Here is a 2075-nt window from a genome sequence, read left to right on the forward strand (position 1 = left end):
CAGATAATGAACTAACATATCCCTTATCTCTATAGTATTTGTCTACCGTTTCCATATAAGTCGAGTTCATACTGATCACCGTATTGTAATCAACAATATACCGACCATCGTTGCCCTCTATTCTAGTTGGTTTCCCCTGATAAAATTGATCGCCTTTCTCTTGCTGAGTCAACAAACGATTCAGTTTATAAGGGATATACAACCCATCTAATTGCATAATTATGCCTCCGCCGAAGTCATGAATTTATTAAACGCATCCAGTTCCATTCTGCTATCGGGCCAGATAGCAGGAATATCCTTTTCACCTACCGGAATTTTGCGCCACAAGCAGGCTGCCAACCATTCCTGGATCTCATCTTTCTTCTTCATCGCCAGATAAATATTGGCACCAAAGTAAAACAGCAAGGTAATAACAACACCTACCGGTCCCAAGGAGCAGAAAACCAACACCCCTCCACTTACCGCAGAAACCAGATAGGCAATTCCCAAACTCATATCGCCTTTATTAAAAATCTCATCCCAAAAATGATATCCATCCCATGCCACCCCAACGATCCCAGCCCAAGATCCAAAGGATTTCATTACTTCAAGACCTTTCAGAAACTTAAGTAGATTTTTTCCCCCCAAAACAGAACTCAGCATAGGCTGTAATCTGAGTACCTGAAAATTTTTCAACAACCGCTCACAGATTTCAGCAAGAGTCCCCATTGCAGCGACCAGATCCGCCGCAAACCGGGTACATGCCTCTGTATTTTCCTTAGGCCACCCAGCCGCGCGCAATGCGGAAATCTGCAACACCATAGAGAAGGTACAACCAATAAAGGGCGGAACATGTGCCAACTGCTTAGCAATATTCTCAACCGAACTGCCCTCTAACTGCGCCAGTTTTGTGCGTAACGACCTCGGAAACAGCGCCGCACGGATCTCATCGACAGAATGCAAGGTTTTCACCACAGACTTGGCCCGTTCCGCTTCGGGTAAAACCCGGGTTTTTTCCGCTTCACCTGCGTCTGCCAGCGTGACAAAGTTGAATTCCTGATCTCCCTCCATTGGCAAGCCGTTAATCTCCAAACGACGCATTTCAATGTCAACATGGTGACGCAGCTTATCTGAGGAAGCAGGCTGTTTCAGATCCGCCATCAGGCTCAGTTGAGTCACCACCGCGCTGAGAAAATGTTTACGTTTTCCAACGAACTTAATGACTTTTAATTCCCTGCCATGCAGCTTAGCTAATACGACCAGTGCCGGAAGCGGCACTTTCTCTACGGCTTTATTCATCACCGCAAACAAGGTGCTACTCAGTTCATTCAGGTATTTTTCTATCGTGAGGGAAGCGGGTCCATGAAAGTACTCAGCCATGTCTTTAAGCCCATCGGGGATTTTATCCCAGGCGAGAGAGCCGTAATCTGCACCGGTCTTTAGAACCCCATGAGTCTGCTCTATCCTTTTATCGCTGTTCATCACCAGTGCACGCAACAGCAGATTATCCGGCGTGATGGTGTCGCGCATCATCTGCTCTTGAAAATAATGCGAGGCCCCCAGTTTGTCCTGCATCCCGTAAATACAATCATGAACCGACTGGGTAAACAGCGCGCCGCTGTAGCCGTCCGTGCTGTCAAAGTTATGGTCAAAATAATCCAGCAGGGTCTGGCTTTTCAGCCAGTCCAGATACATTTCGGTCATTGGGGAGATAATGGTGTTGTCATACCGCGTCAGGTCGGTGGTGAACCGGTCCATAAACGCTTTTTCTTTCTCACGGTCGATGTACTTCTCGTAATCTGACCAACATTCCTGTACCTGCCGTTTTAATGTCGAACTGTCTAACGTGCTTTTGGTGGTACCCACAAGCGCAGGATTATTCGGTAGATATGTCCCACCAGACAAATAGAAAGCGTATGGGGCTTGTTTTTGTGCCTCCAGAATTTCATTTTCCTTTATCTGTTCCTGTTCAAACTGCCGACACAACGCCTCTTTCAGCGTGCCTAGAGAAGCCGAAAGTGCAATCCCTCTGATGTAATGTGGATTTTCATGAAACTGGGTCTTTAACCGATAATTCATCAGCGCGGTAATGTCCT

At 46.6% G+C, this 2075-nt stretch carries 2 protein-coding genes; both read right to left on the reverse strand.

Annotated features, from left to right (window positions below):
- The coding region (locus EAE89_RS22655) for a hypothetical protein (RefSeq protein ID WP_422615523.1) at nt 1-217 on the reverse strand (217 nt) is incomplete at its 3' end.
- A gap of 2 nt (nt 218-219) precedes the next feature.
- Nucleotides 220-2075 (reverse strand): T6SS effector BTH_I2691 family protein (locus EAE89_RS22660; protein ID WP_214086635.1); only part of this gene is annotated, 1856 nt, incomplete at its 5' end.

The sequence above is a fragment of the Photorhabdus heterorhabditis genome (assembly GCF_018448905.1).
Lineage (GTDB): Bacteria > Pseudomonadota > Gammaproteobacteria > Enterobacterales > Enterobacteriaceae > Photorhabdus > Photorhabdus heterorhabditis.